The sequence below is a fragment of the Undibacterium sp. GW821-FHT11B02 genome, from assembly GCF_058808955.1.
In genome coordinates, this window is sequence record NZ_JBXASD010000003.1 from 335,793 (window position 1) to 355,592 (window position 19,800).

The 19,800-nt window shown below is 51.2% G+C and carries 16 protein-coding genes and 1 pseudogene; 3 read left to right on the forward strand and 14 right to left on the reverse strand.

Going from position 1 to position 19,800, the window contains the following annotated elements; translation table 11 throughout:
• Positions 1 to 7 precede the first annotated feature (7 nt).
• Together AC1RVX_RS07665 and AC1RVX_RS07670 are read left to right on the forward strand one after the other, a co-directional pair.
• On the forward strand, positions 8 to 214 hold the full coding sequence (locus AC1RVX_RS07665; RefSeq protein ID WP_493215974.1) for a hypothetical protein: 207 nt from the start codon (positions 8 to 10) through the stop codon (positions 212 to 214).
• Between the two features lie 673 nt (positions 215 to 887).
• A complete protein-coding gene (locus AC1RVX_RS07670) occupies positions 888 to 3,842 on the forward strand; it encodes a diguanylate cyclase domain-containing protein (protein WP_493215975.1) in 2,955 nt (984 codons plus the stop codon).
• Positions 3,843 to 4,132: 290 nt separating this feature from the next.
• Here AC1RVX_RS07670 and AC1RVX_RS07675 read toward each other — a convergent pair.
• The 7 genes and pseudogenes from AC1RVX_RS07675 to AC1RVX_RS07705 all read right to left on the reverse strand — a co-directional run.
• Positions 4,133 to 4,273 (reverse strand): annotated as a pseudogene (locus AC1RVX_RS07675) (IS5/IS1182 family transposase); the annotation flags it as partial.
• A gap of 97 nt (positions 4,274 to 4,370) precedes the next feature.
• On the reverse strand, positions 4,371 to 4,898 hold the full coding sequence (locus AC1RVX_RS07680; RefSeq protein ID WP_493215976.1) for a hypothetical protein: 528 nt from the start codon (positions 4,896 to 4,898) through the stop codon (positions 4,371 to 4,373).
• A gap of 462 nt (positions 4,899 to 5,360) precedes the next feature.
• Complete coding sequence (locus AC1RVX_RS07685; protein ID WP_493215977.1) at positions 5,361 to 6,200, reverse strand: gluzincin family metallopeptidase; 840 nt, start codon at positions 6,198 to 6,200, stop codon at positions 5,361 to 5,363.
• 53 nt (positions 6,201 to 6,253) lie between these two features.
• A complete protein-coding gene (locus AC1RVX_RS07690; protein ID WP_493215978.1) occupies positions 6,254 to 7,354 on the reverse strand; it encodes a serine hydrolase domain-containing protein in 1,101 nt (366 codons plus the stop codon).
• 47 nt (positions 7,355 to 7,401) lie between these two features.
• Positions 7,402 to 8,448 (reverse strand): serine hydrolase domain-containing protein, encoded by a 1,047-nt coding sequence (locus tag AC1RVX_RS07695; RefSeq protein ID WP_493215979.1) that lies wholly within the window; start codon positions 8,446 to 8,448, stop codon positions 7,402 to 7,404.
• A 130-nt stretch (positions 8,449 to 8,578) separates the two neighbouring features.
• Positions 8,579 to 8,980 carry a hypothetical protein gene (locus AC1RVX_RS07700; protein ID WP_493215980.1) on the reverse strand — a complete coding sequence of 134 codons (402 nt, stop codon included), beginning with the start codon at positions 8,978 to 8,980 and terminating at the stop codon, positions 8,579 to 8,581.
• A gap of 94 nt (positions 8,981 to 9,074) precedes the next feature.
• A complete protein-coding gene (locus AC1RVX_RS07705; RefSeq protein WP_493215981.1) occupies positions 9,075 to 9,998 on the reverse strand; it encodes a LysR family transcriptional regulator in 924 nt (307 codons plus the stop codon).
• 366 nt (positions 9,999 to 10,364) lie between these two features.
• Between AC1RVX_RS07705 and AC1RVX_RS07710 the strand changes: the two genes are divergently transcribed.
• Positions 10,365 to 10,646 (forward strand): DUF4148 domain-containing protein, encoded by a 282-nt coding sequence (locus tag AC1RVX_RS07710; protein WP_493215982.1) that lies wholly within the window; start codon positions 10,365 to 10,367, stop codon positions 10,644 to 10,646.
• A gap of 301 nt (positions 10,647 to 10,947) precedes the next feature.
• Here AC1RVX_RS07710 and AC1RVX_RS07715 read toward each other — a convergent pair whose 3' ends face one another.
• The 7 genes from AC1RVX_RS07715 to AC1RVX_RS07745 all read right to left on the reverse strand — a co-directional run bounded on the left by AC1RVX_RS07715 (position 10,948) and on the right by AC1RVX_RS07745 (position 19,533).
• Positions 10,948 to 11,688: a M48 family metallopeptidase gene (locus tag AC1RVX_RS07715; RefSeq protein WP_493215983.1), complete on the reverse strand. Its 741-nt coding sequence runs from the start codon at positions 11,686 to 11,688 to the stop codon at positions 10,948 to 10,950.
• Between the two features lie 13 nt (positions 11,689 to 11,701).
• Positions 11,702 to 14,983: a type I restriction endonuclease subunit R gene (locus tag AC1RVX_RS07720; protein WP_493215984.1), complete on the reverse strand. Its 3,282-nt coding sequence runs from the start codon at positions 14,981 to 14,983 to the stop codon at positions 11,702 to 11,704.
• Entirely contained in the window at positions 14,980 to 15,891 is a 912-nt protein-coding gene (locus AC1RVX_RS07725) for an Abi family protein (RefSeq protein ID WP_493215985.1), read from the reverse strand. The genes AC1RVX_RS07720 and AC1RVX_RS07725 overlap by 4 nt, the downstream gene beginning before the upstream one ends.
• A 187-nt stretch (positions 15,892 to 16,078) precedes the next feature.
• Complete coding sequence (locus AC1RVX_RS07730) at positions 16,079 to 17,293, reverse strand: restriction endonuclease subunit S (protein WP_493215986.1); 1,215 nt, start codon at positions 17,291 to 17,293, stop codon at positions 16,079 to 16,081.
• A complete protein-coding gene (locus AC1RVX_RS07735) occupies positions 17,283 to 18,809 on the reverse strand; it encodes a type I restriction-modification system subunit M (protein ID WP_493215987.1) in 1,527 nt (508 codons plus the stop codon). The genes AC1RVX_RS07730 and AC1RVX_RS07735 overlap by 11 nt, the downstream gene beginning before the upstream one ends.
• A gap of 2 nt (positions 18,810 to 18,811) precedes the next feature.
• Complete coding sequence (locus AC1RVX_RS07740; protein ID WP_493215988.1) at positions 18,812 to 19,315, reverse strand: restriction endonuclease subunit S domain-containing protein; 504 nt, start codon at positions 19,313 to 19,315, stop codon at positions 18,812 to 18,814.
• Between the two features lie 92 nt (positions 19,316 to 19,407).
• Entirely contained in the window at positions 19,408 to 19,533 is a 126-nt protein-coding gene (locus AC1RVX_RS07745) for a hypothetical protein (protein WP_493215989.1), read from the reverse strand.
• Between the last annotated feature and the right edge of the window lie 267 nt (positions 19,534 to 19,800).

Genomic DNA, 19,800 nt, shown 5'->3' on the forward strand with positions numbered 1-19,800 from the left:
TTTATTGATGCAATTTTTCAAAATTCTTTTTTCCACAATTCTATTTTTTCTCGGTAGCTCCGCTTTCGCGGACGACAAAGAAAATCAAGGCTTCAGCGCAGATCAAAACATCCATAAAATCGCAGAAGCCTATTCTCTGGATGCGGTCGACTATGCGAAAAATCAATTTGGTGTGCGTCTTGTAAACAATACAGTTCCAAATCCTGAGCAGTAAGAGGAAAATTCTTTCCATGTATGGGCTTGAATATAATGTGCCTCATCGAAAAAAACTTCTGAGAACAATGCTGCAAATTGCCTCTGCAGATGCGCATCTAATCTGGCAACTGAACAGATTGTATTGCTACAATTTGGCATCGCGTTCTACGGTTGTAATTGGCGTCAGATGCCAGTAACAACGCTTTTCGATATAGGGCCACCCGACCTCTACTCACGAAATATTTGGGCTAAGACCGCTCCGCCAGTGTGTGAGACGGGATCGAGCGAATCCGCTCAGTCAGCATGGTGAGAAACGCGCGCCCGGCCGAGCTAAGTTGTCGGCACGACGGATAAACGGCATAATTACCGAAAAGCGAGTTCGCATCTTTGCGCATTATGTCGTCAACGAAATAACCGATGGCCATATCCCGGCAAAGCAGCGATGAAACTCGCCTTGTGTAAAATCCCCGACACTCACTCCTGTTTTCCGGGCGCACGCCCCGCTTCTGGTGCAGTGGCACCCGGAATACAGGAAAATCGCGGTAAAGTACAAAACCCTGTCGGAAACAACTATTTATATGATTATGCTCTTGCGTCTCGCCTGCATCGCCCTAGCCAGTATCGTACTGGCGGCGCTAGGGCTGTACGCTCCGGCAAGCCGGGCGGCGGACGCAGCGGAACCTTGGGCCGGCATGGCCCACACCGCATTCCGCCACCAGACCGAGACACCCTTCAGCTTCGGCACCGTCTTCGCGCAAGACCATACCGGATTTATCTGGTTGGGCAGCCAAAACGGCTTGGTACGCTGGGACGGCCTGCGCATGCGCCGCTACGTCAGCGACGCCAGCATGCCGGGATCCCTGCCCGACAGTTACATCCTTTCCCTGCAGGTAGACCGCGATGGGCGTCTGTGGGTCGGTACCAATAGCGGCGGGCTGGCGCGCTACGATCCCGCGCACGATGCCTTTGTCTCGATCGGCGCCGGCGCCAAAGGATTAAGCCGCGAGCGCGTGGCGGCGCTGGCCGACGACGGCAGTGGCGGCATCTGGGTCGGCACAGGGCGGGGGCTGGAACGCGTTGGTGCCGATGGCCGGGTGTACGCGGCCACCAGCGGTGCCCCACAAATTGCCGCCACTGCCTTGCCGACAGGCGGCGTCTCAAAGCTGCTGCGCGACCGTGCAGGAGCGCTGTGGATCGGCACCCGGCAAGGCCTGTACCGCCGCGCCAACGAGCAACTGCCGCTGGAGGCCGTACCGTTGGTCGCGCCCGGCGCGCCGGAACCCACGATAAGCTCGCTGTATCAGGACGACGAAGGGCGCATCTGGATTGGCACCCGTGCCCATGGCGCCTTCGCGCTCGATGCCCAGGCGCACCCACAACGAGTACTGACCGCCGACGGCAGGCCTGCCCTGCAAGGCGAGCCGATTTTCTCGATGGTTGAAAAATCCCCCGGCATCATCTGGTTCGGAACCGAGGGCGGCGGCATCCTCGAACTCGATCCGGCGCACGGCAAGATCCGCCGCATCCGCCATCAGCCCGATGCCCCCGACAGCCTGTACGACGACGAAGTAATCGCCATGTTCCGCGAGCGGGGCGGGCAGATATTCGTGGCCACTTCGCAGGCCATGAGCGTTCACGACCCACGCCCGCAAGGTTTCCTTACCATTAGTTTCACCAGTGCCGATCGCGCGAAATTGAGCGCGCACCATCTGCTAGTGCGGCCCGACGGGCGGGTCTGGATAGGTACGATTGGTGGGGCCATCAAAATCGTCGACCCCTTGCGCGGCCAAGTCGGCGAGATCGTTCCGCAGGCCAACATCAGCGGTGGCGGCCTGCCCAAAGGCCGGGTGCTGTCGATGGTCAACGGTCCGTGCGACAGCGTCTACATCGGCACCCAACAAGGGCTGTTCCGCAGCGATGGCGACGGCCGCCACGTAAGGCGCGTCGCCGTGCCCAAGCGCGCCGCCGATGCGCCGACCGGGGCACTGGCCTACCGCGAGGGCGTCCTATGGGTAGGCGGCCTCGATGGCGTCTGGGTCCTGTCGCTGGACTGCGTCGGCACCACCGCACTGCTCCGCCACGAAGACACGCTGCTGGGCGACACGCGCATGAGCGCTATCCTGCCGCTGGCCGATGGCTCCGCATGGATCGGCTCCCGCGGCAGCCTGGCGCGCCTGCCGCCCAACGGCGGTCCAGTCGAACTGCTGCCCACCGACGCGCGCGACCCCACCCGCGTTGCACCCGGCTACATCTCCTCGCTCGCGCTGGACAGCCAGGGGCGGCTATGGATGTCCACGTACGGTACCGGCGTTGCCATGCTTTTGCGCACCGACGCTGACGGGCGGCGCTGGTTCCGCCGCTTCGGAGTGTCCGAGGGATTGCCGGACAACGGCGTCAACGCGCTCGTGGCCGAGCGCGACGGCGCCATCTGGGTCAGCACCGACAATGGTCTGGCGCGCATCGCCCTGGACACGCTGGCGGTACGCAAGCTGGGGGCGGCCGACGGCATGCACATCCCGACTTACTGGTTCGGCTCACGCGCGCTGGCCGCCAATGGCGACATCCTGTTCGGCGGTCTGACCGGCATCACCGTCGTGCGGCCGGCCAGCCTGCTTCAGCGCCACGACATCGCGCCGCTTGCCGTCACCGACATCGTGCTGGGTGGGCGCAAGCTGCCCGAAGCCCCCTTCAATCCGGGCGCGAAAGCACCGGCCATCCTGACGCTCGCGTCGGACGACCGCGAACGCGGTTTCTCGCTTGAATACAACACGCTCGATTTCGCCGCGCCCGGCCAACAGCGCCACAGCTACCGCCTGGCTGGCTTCGATCGCGACTGGATCGACACCGAGAACGCATCGCGCCCAATCAGCTACACCAACCTCGCGCCCGGCGACTACACGCTGCAGTTGCGCAAAAGCGGTCCGGATGGCGGGGCACCGGTACAGCTCGACGTGCCGGTACGCGTGCTACCCGCCTGGCACCAACAGGGCTGGGTACGTGGGCTGGCGGCGCTGGCGCTAGTGGCCTGTGTCGCAGGCCTTATACAAATGCGTACCGTACTGCTGCTGCGCCACAAACGCGAACTGGAAGCTATGGTGGCTGAGCGCACCACCGAACTGCGCGACGCCCAGAGGTACCTCGAAACCATGGCCTACGCCGACCCGCTTACCGGGCTGCCCAACCGTCGCCTGTTTACCGACGAAATCCAACGTATGGTGGCCCAGGCCCAACGCGACGGCGTGCCGTTCACCTTGCTGCTGATTGACCTGGATCATTTCAAGGAGATCAACGATACATTCGGCCACGACGCCGGCGACGCCTTACTGGTCGAAGCGGCCGATCGGTTGCGTCAGGCGGTGCGTCAGGCGGACCGCGTGGCACGACTTGGCGGCGACGAATTTGCCGTGCTGCTTGCGCCCGGCATTGATGAGATAGTCATCGGCATGATCTGCCAGCGCATTGTCGACGACATGGCGCGGCCAGTCATGCTCCGCGAGATCGAGATGCACGTGAGCGCCAGTATCGGCGGCGCCAACTTCGCCGGTCAGGAGAGTGTCGACACCCTTTACAAAGCGGCCGACCTGGCGCTGTACAAGGCCAAGGAGGCCGGGCGCAATACCTGGCGCCTGAACGGCACTTCGGAGTGACAAGCGCTGCGTAGCGAGTAGGAAGCTGACCTATCAGTTCGAAGGCTATGCAGCAGCGTCCACATCAATGAATAAGGCCCTTGAACAACATGGCTTCATCCGCCGCCAACCCAGTGGCACGTTCGATTCTGCTACTCATTCCCTGCTAACAAGTGCCCATCCCCAAGCAAGTGGAATGACTCAAATAGGCTAACCCTTTAAATTCCCTCAATCGAAGCGCTGATACGTATTGACCTGTCAAGTGTTCAATAAAATCCGTGGTTTTGTACTGAGGTGTACTGTCAATGACGGTCACCCTCGCTCCGCCCCTTGGCCAGGTCGACCTCCTTCTGGCCATCGATCGGGCGCTCACGTGCGGCCTGGATCACCTTCAGACGCTCTTCGCGTCGCGTGATCTCCGTCGGTATGTCCAGTTCAGGTTCGTTCCGCTCTGCGGCTAGCGAAGATAACGTTTCGTTCTACTACCAATACTCGTAAAAAAATAAGTCGTGTTCCCGAAGAAACGCACATCGGGAACACCAGCACCATTTACTCTTGTCCAAACTGCGGATAACTCGCCCCTTCCAGCATCGACTGCACTGAACAGTTCACACCTGGCAGGCTGTTCCAGCTGGGGTCGCCCGGTTTGGTTTCCACCATGTTGGCCCAATGCAGGGTTTCTTCGCCGCCGCCTGAAGTGGCCATTTGCATCTGGAATACCCATTGCTGGTCAAGCTTGCTCATGTGGCCAAAGCCGGTGACGATGGATTCGCGCAGGCCGCTGCCACGGATAAAGCTGATTTGTACTTGTCCATTGGCGGTAACGGTACCGACCATGCTGCGCTGTTGTGGGCTGCCAGATGCGCTGCGGCCTTGGTCAGCATCCACAATCAGGGCGGATGATACGCCCCAGAAATAGCCGTTTTTATAGCCAGAGATATGCCAGACGGTTTGATCGACTTTCCAGCTCAGCAAATTGTCGCTCGCTGCAAACCCCAAAGCGGGCAGATCAGGGGAAGTGACGTACCAGTAGGTGTCGGTCAGAAAATCCCAGGTAGTGCGATTGATGTCAGGCATGTGCTGCTCCATTTCAAGACAAAATGCTACGCGATTATAAAAATGTCACGACATCATTATAGTATTAAAATGAAAACTTTCATGTATATTTGCTACGCTACCGGACAGAATTCCTTCCGTGCTGGTGTTTAAGCTGCCAATGCATAGGCTGCTGATGATATTTCAGTAGTCTCTGTCTGAACCAGATGGATTGAACCTTACGGTTTTTAATAGCACGTAGCTCTGCGTAGATACGATTAGCGAAGCGTAATCGTACGTATGTTGTGCCGGGCAATGACGACGATGCTTCACATTTTCTTGTCTTTTATGCCGCCGGAAGAATTTCACTTTTCGTATTTTCTTCGGCAAATCAGCGGTCGAAGATAACAAGTCGTGGCGGACATGTGTACGATTACGCTTCGCTAATCGTATCACGACCTGTTTTTTAAATTTGACATGGGTGCACGCAGCGAATAAACCAATTCAAGTTGAACCAGGTTTCGGATCAGCGGAAAAGCGATGCCACAAAATATCAAGACTTTCGCCGTAAGCGCCTTCCAAGGCTAGCGCAAAACTGTCTCCCCGCTCAATTGCCAGCAGCATTTTCTCAAACGCCGTCGGGTTTGTATCATGCAGATAGCCAACAAAAATCTCGGCCTGGCGATAATACATATGGGGATGAAGACCATATGAACCCGCAGTTTTTGGGCTGAGTGGGGAACCGTGGTCTTCAGGTAAAAAGCTGTGTCCAGTCTTGATGCTTTTCAAGGCATCTTCTCTGGTCACGGTCTCTGCCCCGCCACCGCCAGAAACCCAGGTCGCCAGACCTTCATGAAACCACCCGGGTAGCTTGGCCCATGGCCACGTACCAAGCTTTAAGGCAAGATTGAGGTGAGAAAGCTCGTGGGTGACAATCCCGGAAATACGCTCTGGCGTGGTCAGCAGTTTTGGTGACAAATGGAGAACGCCAAACGACACCGCCCCTTCGGCATAGTTGGCGGCACCACTGAACAGAGAAAATTCATCACGCGAAACATACGTGCGAATGACAACGGGTTTTGTAAATTGGCAGTACTGCTTTTCCTCTACCGTTTTTTGCGCCTGATCGATGACGGGCAGAATCGCTGCAGCCAGGTTTTCTGATCCGGGCTGGCATTCAATTCTTGCATCGGCAGTACATTTATAAAATGAAGAAGTTGGCTGGACGTAAGCGCGAGCAACTTTGGCGACAGTACAAGCATTCAAGGAAAACAGAATACCTGCAAAAGTCAGGCTATATACACAAAATCGATACAGGGGCACGGCTGCGAATGGACGTTTCATACTTTGGTTCTGGTAAATTGTGGCGTTCAAACGAAAGCTCATCTGCCATTTTACTATGCCGCGGGCACCAGACTCGCCCCCAACAGGCTATACGCAAATTCATCCATCGTCTTTTGTGATATGTCGGTGTTGTTGAGGATGACGACGGTGTCTTCACCATCGAGTCTATGCCCAAGTACGGAGCGGTAGCCCGTGGTGCGGCCAGTTTCCCAAGCGAAGTGGTGCGTCTGGTCAGCGATTTGCAGGGTTTTGACACGACCACCCAGGGCATAGCTTTCACTTTCTACTTCGATATGCGTCAGTTGGTCCAGTGATTTGGATGTGAGGAAGTTGTGATTGAATACGGTCTGTGCCGCCCTCATCAAATCGTCTGCGGTGCTGTAATAACCACCAGCGGCAGCCATATAGGGTTGGCGTACATCGGTTTTGCGAGCTGGCGGCTTGATGGTGGCATAGGGTACAGCAGTGGCAGCATCGTCGGCATAGCTCTGGTCAGCACGGGTGGCTGACAGCTTGAGCGGGCCAAGTGTGATGTCGCGCATGGCTTGTTGGAAAGGCTGACCGGTGACGGCTTCCACAATACCAATCACGATGATCCAGTTGGTCATGGCGTAATCAAATTTGCTGCCGGGCTGAAAAATCAATTCGCCCTGACAAAACTGTTGCATGGCTTGTGCGGTGCTCATGCTGGCGGTGAACAAGGAACGATCCGCCTTGATCATGTTGGTAAACTGATTGGGAATACCGCTACTGTTAGACAGCAAATGCCGCAGCGTGACCTTGCTGCCAGTATCGGCGCGCTGCGACGGCAGGTAGCGCTTGATTGGCGTATCAAGATCGAGCTTGCCCATTTCGACCAGCCGCAAGACGGTGACGGATGTCAGCCATTTGGAAATGGAGGCAATGGCAAATGGCGTATCTGAGTGCAATGGCTTTTGTTCTTCGATATTGGCCATACCGAAGGTACGTACATAAGTCGGTTTGCCACGCTTACCCAGCATGACCACGCCATAGAATGGCTGGGCTTTGACAAAGGCATTGACAACAGGGTTGTCAGCACCAACCGCATCTGTATTGTTGTCGGCAAAGGCGTGTCTGCCCATGAGCGCAGCGGCGCTGGCTATCATGAAGTGTCGTCTGTTCCAGTGTTGCATGGGCTGCCTCTAGCTGATTTTAGTCAACTAGTGGACTGCCATCCACATCATTGGTTCATTTCTGTTACCAAAATCGATTTCAATATATTTTCGGATCGACGCTGGCCATAACCTTTTCCATAGGCGCTGGAGGTAATGACGACGACTGCTTGAAGAGATGGAATGACATAGATTTTATTACCACCATTGCCAGATGCAAAAAAGACCGGGACAGCCTGCCCGTTGATTGTCTGCGTTTTTGCATACCAAAAATAGGCATAAGTGTCGGCATAGGTATCCACATCCGCAATCGTTACTTGTGGCGTCAGCATGGCATCAATCCAGGCGGCACTGATGACGCGTTGGCCTTGGTACACACCTTTGTCCAGCACCAGCTGGCCGATTTTGGCAAAGTCACGGGTAGTCAGCGACAGGTTTCCCTGCCCTTTGGGGTGCCCTTCCAGATCACGGCCCCACTGCCAGTGGGTGATGCCCAATGGCTGGAACAAGGCGCTACGGGCGAAAGCTTCCAAATCCTGACCGGTCGATTTTTCTACTACCAGGCCAGCCAGATAGGCGGTGACAGAATTGTAGTGATATAGCGTGCCCGGGCTAGTTTCATGCGGCAAAGACAGGATAAAGGCCAACGGGCCCGGTGCCGCATCCAGTTTGTCTTCATGGCCGGGGGATGCCGGGTCTTCATCAAAGGCCGCCAAGCCAGAACGCATGCTCAACACTTGTGCGATGGTCGGATCGCCTGCCGCGCTGCCTTTGCTGGCGGGCCAATAACGCCATACCGGGTCGCTGGTTTTTTGTATGCGACCACGATCAATCGCGGCCCCCACCAGCAAGGACGTGATGCTTTTACCGACCGAGCGTGCATCATGCAGGGATTCTGCCGTTTCGCCGTTGTAATAGCGTTCAGCGACGATCTCACCCTTTTGCATGACGAGGACACTGCGCAGATCCGGGTGTTCGTCCCGATCCCTTTGCATCAGTACGTCGTCGAGCTTGTTATTGGATCGTGGCACCTGCGCCTGCGCTGAAAGACACAAGGACAAGACACCGGCAAGAACAAGCAAGGGTAGTTTTCGCAACTGGACATCAAATCTCATGGCAGGTTTCCTGGCGATTGGAAGACAATATGCAAAAGCAGTAGGGTGCGCCGCGCACCGTCGTCAAACACTTCACACCCATTTTTCTGGAGGCGGGGCGCACGGCGCACCCTACAGATTATCGCCAGTATCATCCCGGCAAATCAACTTCATGATTCACAAAATAGGACCCATCCGTGCCCACCCCAGCCAAACTGATGTCGTGGGCGTGCAGGTCATTGAAATCGAGTTTGAGGTGATAATTTTTGGTCGTATCGACAGCCAGCACAGCCACCAGCGGGCGGGTTTTGCCTTCTTTTTCCAGTTCGTCAAACAGGCTGTGCATGAGCGGCCCCAGCAAGTCGGTGTATTCTGCACTGGCGTGCTGCGGACTTAACTGTTTGCCCTTGCGGCTGATGAACTGGAAATTATTTTGTATTTTGTCTGCAGCCTGGAAGCGGCACATCACCTGATCCCATTCCTGTCTGGACGCTGTCATCAGGGCGAGCAAGACCTTGGCCATGATGACAGTGATTTCATTCTTGCGGGACATCCATCTATCCTTATCTATCTGGTGGGCTGTATCGCTATTCTATCTCAACACCACCTGATTAAGCCGAGGAAACATATCTGCACACACCAGTGCTTCAACCCAGCCAGATATCACTTTCTGGATTAGGGTATTTCGCCAGGATAAAATCAACAAAACTGCGTACCTTGGCCGACAGCAGGCGGCGGCTGGGGTAGACCATGGAAATCGATACCCGGCCAAAACATTGATCAGGAAACAGCCTGACCAGACGGCCACTGACCACATCATCGGTCAACTGAAATGAGGTACGCAAGGCCAGGCCCATACCAGCCAATGCACACACACGCAGCACATCGGCATTGTTGGAAATGACCGTGCTGTGGATAGGGATATGTCTGCCAAGCTCTGGGCCATCACAAGAATTACGCACCATCCAGTTGTCACGCAAAAATTCATAACTGAAATTCAGGCACCGATGTTTGGAGATATCATCCGGTGTCTTGGGTGTACCGTGCTTCTTCAGATAATCGGGCGAAGCACACAAGACTACTTCGGATGTGGCCAGCTTGCGTGAAATCATGTTGCCATCGATTTTTTGCAAATCCAGAAAGAAGCCGACATCAATCCCCTCTTCCACCAGGTCAACATGGTGATCGGTGATTTTAATGTCCAGCACCACATCTGGGAATTCTTGCGCATATTGGGGTATCAGCGGTGCCAGTTGCGCTTTGCCGAAATGTGGTACAGAATAAATACGCAAGGTGCCGCTGGGTTTTTTGGCCGCGTATGAGGCCACGGCATCGGCGTCATCAATGTCGGCCAATATCTGGCGTACCCGCTCCAGATAGATCTGGCCAGTTTCTGTCAGCGACAATTTACGGGTGGAACGGTTGAGCAAACGCGTACCCAAATGGCCTTCGAGGTCAGCGATATAGCGGGTCACCACGGCATTGGACATCTCCATTGCCTGTGCTGCCTTGGCGAAGTTGCCCAGTTCCACGACCTTGGAAAAAAGTCGCATTGATTGCAGCCTATCCATTTTTCAAGCCCCTTATTGTTTCGCATTCCACAATAGTATATTCCTAATTTACTACTTTATTGTTGAAACCGGAAAGCCTACACTGCATTCAACGGTGAGGGATGACTACAAAACAATCTTTCACCGGACCGCAATCGACAGGCTTTTTCAGTTGCTATCGGTAATAAAACTAGAAGTGACGCATCTTTCCCACTTCACGACGGCAATGTAATAGGACTTAAGCATTAAGTCCCATTTAAAACAAGTAGAGGCCCTTGCAAGATGAAACTGGCGTGAGTATCCCGTCGGGCCGGGTTCATCTTGCAGCGGACCTCGGGTCAGATAGAAAGCGGTTTCCCTTTAATTTTTGAAAGACAGGAACCTATCATGAATGCGAAACAAATCTTTTTGGCCACTAGCGCTTTTTTCTTGACCAGCTCTGCAGTATTTGCTGCTGATACAGCAACACCAGCCCCAAAAACCCGTGCTGAAGTCGTGGCTGAACTGGTAGAAGCACGTGCCAACGGCGAAGAACTGGGCAGCGAAGGCTTTGCCTGGTATCCAGCACAAAAAGCTGCTCTGGCAAAAGCCAATGCAGAAACCAGACTGGCTGCTGAAAAAGCTGCTGCTGACAAAGTAGCCACAGGCAAAACCCAGAAAGCGCAGTAAAACTAAGGTAGCCGGTTAATAGTCGCGGTAATGCAGGCAAGCAAGCTGTAGCACGCGACCAGCCGTAAATAATCAGTCGTACCCAAAAAACGGGGAAGATGGCGGGCAGCAATGCCCTCTGTCTTCCCCGCTTTGTTTTATATGAGGCGTATGCAAGACTGCCACCTCATTAGGCAATTAACCTACGTAGATACGAATTTGGTCAACATCCTCACTTCCCTGTTGTCACGTTTTGCATACAGCATTGAGCGAAATAATGGTGCCGACTTTTATCTTGCTGCATCCGGCATGCACTCAAAAATCAAGATAGCAATGTATGCGCCATACTGTCCAGTCGATTCTTGATCGACTCCCATTCAGGCATAACCTTATTCAACAAGCGGTAAAAACGCTTACTATGGTTATGTTCGGCGACATGACATAGTTCATGCAAAAGCACATAGTCTATACATTCTTTAGATGCTTTGATTAAGTGCGGGTTCATTGTTAGTCGCCCATTTGGCGAACAGCTCCCCCACTGCGTCGTCATCGCCAACAAGCGGATAGGTGGGCGATTTTTAATCCACAAAGTCTGGGGTAACAAATTATCTAAGCGTTGAGCAAACACATCACGTGCCTGCTTGCGATACCACAGTCTCAACAACTCTGAAACCTGCTCTGCATTCTTGTTTTTCACGCTGACTTCTATTTTCCCTCGCCACAAACGTACTTTCTGTTCGCTCGCCTCGTCCACAACCACTTTTAATACGTAACGTCTGCCAAGATAAAAATGACTCTCTCCACTAAGATAAAGTCGAGGAAATACGTGTTCTTGCTGTTTGGAAAAGCTCTGTAATTGCTGCCATATCCACCTCATGCGTTTTTTTATCGCCACCAGCATTTCCTCATCACTTGAGTTTGGTGGCACGCTGACGACAACTGTAGCATCAGGATAGACGCGAATCAGGATTCGATCTGCCACCTCTTTCCTGGCAACGCGTCGGAATTCGATCTTTTGCTCACCATAAAAAAGGTGAAAAGATTTTTCAAAATTTTTACTCATGCCAGAACTGCACTTAGCAAGCATGATTCAAGCCAACGCGTGTGATTTGCACCACCATTTCAACAACTGCTTTGGCTTGATCCATGCCCGCACCGATACGCTTACATTCTGCGTACATGGTGGGTAAAAGTTTTTTGCGAATTTCAGATTCGATATTCTGCGGGTTAATAGAGTATTCAGCAACGGCAGTTGTCACCAGTTCGTCAAACTGGAAAGACAAGCCAATCCATTTTTGTAAATCCTCATCCAGCAATTGCGTAAAAGCTTCAGGCAATACTTTTTTGAAAACACCAAAATACGCCTGCGCATGGCGGTTACCTGAAAATTCTTGCGGGATATCGTCAAGCTGCCGATTTTCCAACTTCTCTTCAAAGGCTTTGAATAGCATATATTGCTTCATCGGGTGTTCAAACAGCGCTTCTGCCTCTGCAATTGCCTGGCGCAATAATTGGGAGAAAACCTCCTGTGCATAGGGGTCATCTCGCAATTTTTGTTCTATGGTTCTGGCGACACGGGTCCTGATAATGTCGGTTTCATTGCGCGTTTTTTCTTCGCTCCACTCTTCAGGTGTCGCATGTTTACCCATCTTATTAACGTCATAAGTACCCAAAGGCTGACGCACTTCCACACCGACCACATGCTTATCAAGTAATTTCTTGACTGGTGCTTCATATTCCTGATAATCAATAGCTTCGCCAGCATCTTGCCGGGCAATCTGCCGCAATGCAGAAAATTGCTTTAAGGTTTCTTTATACATTTGACGATCTACGTCAGAAAAACTGATGTCATCAAAAAAACAGGCTGATTGCAAGGCGACTTTCAGGCATGCACTAAATTCCCGCAGACTATCGTAAAAATCATCCCGTGTCTTCACGTTGACATCGACAAAATCACCTTCGATTTCTTTCAGTTTTGGTACCAGTATTTGTCGCAATTGCTCGACATCATGCTTATTTTTCACTTCTTTAAAAATTGCCCACAGTGCCGCGTGCAAACCTGGCAACCGCTTGTATTCCGTGCTCATTTGATGATATAGACCTTCCAGGTCTTTTACATCGAATCCACCTTGGGTACGATTGGCCAAATCCTGATATTTGGCAATTGTTGTATCCAGTTCAGCCAATATTCCCCGATAATCGATCAACAGACCAAACAGTTTGTCGGGATGCAGACGATTTACCCTGGCGATAGCCTGCATCAGCTCATGCCCCTTTAAAGGCTTATCGATATACAGTACTGTATTTCTGGGTTCGTCAAAGCCAGTCAGTAATTTGTTGACGACGATCAGCAATTTCAGATCATCATCTTTTTCAAAACGATCGATGACAGCTTTGGTATAAATCTGTTCATCTTGAGTACCAACATTATCCTGCCACCATTTGCTCACTTCCGGTATGGTCGATTCATCAATGTCCGTATTGCCTTCTCTGGTATCTGGTGCAGAAATTACCACCGCTGATTCCAGCAATCCGGTTTCATCGAGAAAGGTCTTATATTTAATTGCCGACAACTTGCTGTCACAGGCAATTTGGCCTTTCAAGCCATTATCAAAGTGTTTAACAAAATGATGGGCGATATCATAGGCAATCAATCTTATCCGGTCTTCTGCAGTATAAATTGCACCTTTCTTGGCAAACTTTTTCTTCAAATCCGTTTTTTGCTTATCGGTCAACCCATCTGTAATACGTTCAAACCAGGCGTCTATCGCCCGTGCATTGACATCAAGATCAGGTATGCGTTCTTCATAAAGTAAGGGCGTTACGGTTTGATCTTCCACCGCACGCTGCATGGTATAAGCATGAACGATAGAACCAAATTTATTGGTCGTCTTATCGTTCTTGAGCAAAGGTGTCCCCGTAAACGCCACGAACGCAGCCTTGGGCAATGAACGGCGCATGTGCACATAATTTTCACCACCTTGCGAGCGATGCCCCTCATCTACCAAGACTATCATGTCAGCACTGGGATTGTGGCATTCTGGCAGCTTGGCGGCAGTGGCAAATTTGTTGATAAGCGTAAAAATAATTCGCTCATTACCAGACCCGATTTGCTGCGCCAGGCGCTTGCCAGAGGTTGCCATCGCGGCATCTTTATCGCGCTTGTCACCCAACTCACCACCGCTGGAAAAAGTGCGACTCAGCTGATTTTCAAGGTCAATGCGGTCTGTCACTATCACCATGCGGCACTGACGCAGGGATTCATGCAAAATCAAAGCCTTGGATAAAAACACCATCGTAAACGACTTGCCCGACCCCGTCGTATGCCAGATCACACCGCCTTTACGCGCACCATTCACATCCCGTGTATTTATGCAGGTAATCAGGCGTTTGATGCCAAACACCTGCTGATATCGCGCAATGATCTTGCCGGCCTTTTTGTCAAACAAGGTATAAAAGCGTACCATTTCAAGCAGCCGCGCAGGGCTGAGCAAGCTCATGATCATGCGGTCTTGTGCAGTCACAGCCAGTTCGCCCCCGGCCAATAACTGTTCATACCATTCACGGTGCTCCACCGGTCTATGGTTAAACAAGGCCGCTTTCTGGTCTGTCGTCAGGACTGTATTTTTTGTGGCATGAAATTGCGTATCAGTGATATCTTCTTCGCGCCACCCCGCCCAAAATTTTGACTGCGTGCCCTGCGTGGCATAGCGTCCATCAACTCCATTAATGGCAAACAGCAACTGACTATAAGCAAACAATCTTGGGATTTCGTTATTGCGCTGGTTGCGTATGTGCTGGGAAATGCCTTCTTCTATGCTTGGCCCCTTCTTGCTCCCGCTATTCGGGCGTTTCGCTTCCAGCAAAGCCAGCGGAATACCGTTTACAAAACAGGCAATGTCAGGTCGCCGCTGGTCAACACCATTGGTACGCAAAACGCTCAATTCTTCGGTAAACAGAAAACTATTGTTTTCGATCGTGCGCCAGTCTATCAAAGCAACTGTCTGGCTGGTTTTTTTGCCATCTACAAATTCAGTCACTGAAATACCGTACAACAAATGATTGTAGATTTTTTCATTGGCCACTGCCAGGCCATCATTCATGGCAGGCGAACATATTTCATGAATGATGTTGTCTATACTCTGCAATGACAAGGGGTAACTGGCATCTCCGTAAGCAAAGCGTCGCTGTTCAAGATAGCCCCGCAATACCCCGCGCAACACCACTTCACTGATTTTTCCGTCGCGCTCCACCATTGCCTGCTGTGGCGAAAGATAATGCCAGCCCAGATGCACAAGCAAAGCCAGCGCCGGGATTTTCGCACTAAACTCTTCCTGTAGTTTTGGTTTGCCTATCATGCTTGCACCCATACAGGGTGTTGTAACCATTGATCAGGCACACCCATAGCCGCCCGCCACTGCCTGTGTACAGCAACAGGGCTAAGCAATCGCGTAACTTGCTGCGCCCAGTCACCGCCATTACCCGTAGCCGCCAGCAAGTGACGCAACATCAGCAGCACATAGAAAACCCTGTCGTTGCGCGGGGTCAACGGTGGCATCCATTCAGCCTGTTTCACCTTATCTGGTCGTATCGCCAGTTCACGGTTCCACAAGCGGCTGTGATGGGCACAGACATTACGCACATAAGTCAGCGTGTGCAACCAGTCGGCCAGGCGTTTGTGATGCAGTTTGAAATGTAGTGCTATCGGTTTTTTGACATCCGCCTGCAAACCCATGTACAAGCGCGACAAATTACCCAGGCTCATGACTTCTGTCAGCATCCACAATGGCAGGTCGGGGTAACCATCGTATTTTCGCTTGTAATGCTGAATAAACTCATCATTCGAACGCACCGTGTCTTCCTGAATGTGCGCCAACCATTTGGCATGATCAAAATTGGGATGGAAGTTAGTTGCATCAGTATGAGCGAACGCCCCATGCAAGTGGGCAAGATGATAGGTGAGCTGGGTACGTATGGCCACCTCGACACGTTCAATGGCATCCAGCACCAGCAAACGCAAATGGCGGTCAAATTCGTACAGTTCCAGCACCTGCTCCCAACTGGTGCCAGGCACAAGATCATCCAAAGGCTGGCCCTGGGCATCACGCAATCGGAAGGGGAAGCAATAGGCAGACAGGCGGTAGTAACTGATACCCGCCAGTTTGTTGGCAGCAGCAAGCGGGTCGGCAATCACCAGGCCGCGCGACATTAGCTTTGCTGTCTGCTGCGCGAAGGTAATGGCAGGCTTGGTATAGGGGATAGTCATGCCTGGCCCCCATGATTTATCTGAGCGCAGGCATAAAAAAAACCGCCAAGGTTGCGCATTGTAAAGAGGCGTGGCGGTTGTGTTGCGCACATTATAGCAGAAACAGCTATATGTTGACAAGTACCGTCACCCACGCCAAAACCCTGTCTGGGCTTGGTATGATGAAGAGAAGAGAAATCGGCAGGCTTCATGATGCCAGCTCCTTATCAATGTTGACACGCCGCTTCCCAGTGAGGAGCTGTTGCATCAGGGCTTGTTTTTCTTGTTGGAGACGTGTTACTTGCTCTTTTTGCGCCTCAATCTCAGCATCCAGTGACCCCAGCAGCTTTGCGATGCAAATTTGCTCCTCTAATTCGTCTGGCACTAGAAAAACTTGCTTCTCAAAATCTTTTTTTGACAATTCAAGAAATGTTGAGCCGCAAGCATGGCGCACAAATTGATGGCGAAAGTAGCTGAACAGGTAATACAAAAAATCAACCGAATGTTTATCATTGGGTATCAGACTCTTGAATCCCTGATTAGTTGTAATCTCTTTTTTACTGATAGCCAGATATCCAATGGTAGCGCGTGTACAAACAAGCAAAGAACCAACTGGAAGCAGAGTAGCGGAGCTTTCTCGCACACCAATGGAGGTAAGTTTTCTGGAGGTGTTGTCGATAAATCTGGATTTCAACGCAGTGATATCGGTGGGGGTAGTCCAAAGAACATCTCCATCCCAATATTTTGAATCCGTTGTATCTGGTGTGCCACCGGCAACCACTTGACCCATCTTTTTAATGGAATACTCTTTCCATTTGCGTTTGAATCCCTTCAGACGCAGTTTTCCAGGCATCAATTTCTGCATCAAAGCTTTTTTCTGTCTCTGGCTATTGGAGATGAGTTTTTCTACAGTTTCAATTGCCTTGTCCCAAGTGCTGAGGATGTTGGCAATTTCTTTTTGCTCATCAAGGTTCGGCATAGTGAATTTAAGTTGCCGAATGTCTTTCAAATTAATACGCGAAAACGTCGAACCTCCAGACAATCTCTCGATCTGCTTTTGAGTGTCTCTTGATTGCAAGGCATAGAAAATAAATTTAGAGTCACTATGTTTTGGCTTTACTAAAATGGTGTCCTGCCCCAAAACAAACGGGTCATCAGTGGAAACAAAAGAAGCTATTCCCACAGACTGATTTCGACTTAATATGATATCTCCTACATCTACTGTGCAATGATCCATCAATGATTCATAGTCCGCCCTAGACACTTGCTTTATTGCGTTTTCTGTATTCAATGCGCCCCATGATATGATTCCAGGAGAAATAACAGGAATGCCATCGTCAACATAAATTGGTGTTCTATGCTTGCAATCAATTATCTGGGCAATTTCACCAAATTTTTTTTCTTCCCATATTTCAAGCACCATAACCCAACTCCTCCAAATACTTAGCCATCTCCACTTCCAGATCAGCCAGTTGTTGCCGCAGTTGTTCACGTTCTTTGCGTACGGCCAGCAAATCTATTTCTGCCTCTTCTTCAAAGGTGTCCACATATCGCGGGATGTTGAGGTTGTAGTCATTGCCCTGGATTTCTGCCTGCGTTGCCAGGTAAGCGTATTTATCTACATTGACGCGTGCCTTGAGGGTGTGGGCAATTTTTTGTATGTTGTCTCTGGTCAGCAGGTTTTGATTTTTACCTGATTTGAAATCACGGCTGGCGTCAATGAACAGCACCTTGTCATCGGACCTGTTGCGTTTGAACAGCAAAATTGCTGCCGGTATGCCTGTGCCGTAAAATAATTTTTCCGGCAAGCCGATGACAGCATCCAGCAGGTTTTCTGCCAGCAGTTTTTCACGGATTTTGCCTTCGGCGGCACCCCTGAACAAGACGCCATGCGGCACCACGACACCCATGCGACCCGTGTCTGGCTTCATGGTTTCTATCATGTGCGAGATAAAGGCAAAATCGCCTTTTGTCTTTGGTGGCACACCACGGCGAAAGCGCCCATAAATGTCAGTCTCGGCGATGTCATGGCCCCATTTTTCTAATGAGAATGGCGGGTTGGCAGTAACGATGCTAAACAGCATAAGGTCACTCTTGTCATCGAGCAGCTTGGGGTTACGTATGGTATCGCCCCATTCAATGCGGTGATTGTCTTCACCATGCAAAAACATATTCATCTTGGCCAGCGACCAGGTTGAACCTATGGCTTCCTGACCAAACAGGGCATATTTTTTGGAGCCAAATTTTTCACGTATCTTGCGGCCACATTTCATTAACAATGAGCCTGATCCACAGGCCGGGTCACAGATGGTATCGCCTTCTTGCGGGTCCAGAATTTCTGCCATGAGGTCCGATACTTCAGGCGGGGTATAAAACTCACCGGCCTTTTGACCACCACCTGCAGCAAACAGTTTGATCAGGTATTCATAGGCATTGCCGATCACGTCCAGGCTGCCGACACGCGAGGGGCGCAAATTTAGCTGCTCGCCTGCAAAATCTTCCAGTAAATGGCGCAGGATGTCGTTCTTTTGTTTTTCTTCCCCCAGTTTGTCGGTATTGAAGCTGATGTCCTGGAACACTGATTTGCTGGCATCGCGCAGTTTGTTGCCATTGGCTTCTTCAAGGGCATGCAGGGCACGGTCTATACGTTCGCCATTACCTGGCTCATAACGCCGTTCATAGAGTGAATAAAAGCTGGCACCTTCTGGTAATACAAACCTTTCGCTGCGCATGAGTTCTTGTATGAGTTCTGGTTCGTCACCGTGCAATTTTTTGTATTCGTCATAATGGTCTTGCCATACATCAGAGATGTATTTCAGAAACAGCATGGTGAGGACAAAGTCTTTATAGGTGTCCGCACTAATGGTCCCACGGAAAGTATCGCAAGCCGCCCACAGCGCCTTGTTGATGTCGTCTTGATTGATCAGTTGATTGTTCATTTTTATTTTCCTGTTTTGCTATGAGCGTCTTGCAAGAGTTGTCTGGCAATGCCAGACATGAGGGCGTCTTCATTGCGCATCAGTTTTTCATAAATCTGACGCTTTTGACGCACTGCCAATTGCAAGGCAATAATGTATTCTTGCGTTTTAAAATCTGGCAAGGCAATCTGACATATATCTACCGCCTTGCGCCTGATACTTTTAGTCAATGTGCCTTCTGATTCACCGGCAAAATAACGTTGTGCAGGTTCTTGATTCAATTGCCAGGCCAAAAATTCTGGCAAAACCAGCGTTTTGTTAGGGCGTATCACAAAAAAATGGGGCGAGGCGAGCGCCTTTTCTGGCGGCTGCTGAACCAGCACTGCGTAATTGTGGTTGCCGCGTCCTGCAATCAGGATATCGCCATCTGCCAACCAGCCAGGCGAACCCGCTGCTATAGGCAGCGATTCAATCGCGCGACTCCAATCAATGCCAGACTGTGGCGAGACATCCTTCATTTGGACCACACGCACACCTGCCCCAACATGCTCAGGAATACTTCCCCGATAAGGATGTCCAGAAGAAATATTTGCAACATTAATAAGTTTAACAACTGGCCTCATTTATTTTTTACTGCATCATTGGCGATGAAGTAAATAATAAAGGCGTATTTTGAAAATGTCAAAATATTTTTTGCATCATTGCCGATGATGTTTTCTTCAGTGATTTGAAATTGCAGATTCATCGGCGCTTCATTGTATGAGTGGCGTTACATCAAAGTGTTATGATTATTCGTACCCCGCTCAATCGCTTGCCTTGCAAAAAAAGCTAGTCTCTTCATCGCTAACCAATGTCCATCTTTGCAAAGTCTTTGGTCGAAAGCACAAGTTTTACTGACAGTGCTGGCGAACCAGCACGCTCGCAAATGTTGCCTTCAGAATGGCTGCTAATTCTAAAATAGCTACTGGCAAAACCCAGAAAGCGCAGTAAAACCAAGGTAGCCGGTTTATGG